Here is a 222-nt window from a genome sequence, read left to right as displayed (position 1 = left end):
CATTTTCTTTGCGAAAACGCTTGCACGAAGCGGGATGGGTGCTTAGAATTCGGCCTCTCTCGCGATGACGGAAACGCAGAACGAGAGGGGAAGCCAGGCAGGACAAGGAGAGCGCCGGAATTGAGGCCGCTTCTTTGAACTGGTGAGGAACGCGATCGATGCAGTCTGTTGATCGAAGCGCTGAAAAAAGTAGTTGACGCGCTTCAAAATGTTCTTCATAAT

1 protein-coding gene is annotated in these 222 nt (G+C 51.4%); it reads right to left on the bottom strand.

All coding sequences use genetic code 11. The annotated features are described in order from the left end of the window. Positions 1-42 precede the first annotated feature (42 nt). A partial coding sequence (locus ACYP33_RS33925) for a hypothetical protein (protein WP_459625488.1) occupies positions 43-222 on the bottom strand: 180 nt, incomplete at its 5' end.

The sequence above is a fragment of the Burkholderia sp. 3C genome, assembly GCF_054589155.1.
The sequence above is the reverse complement of the archived record's forward strand: the minus strand, read 5'-3'. Positions and strand labels throughout refer to the sequence as shown.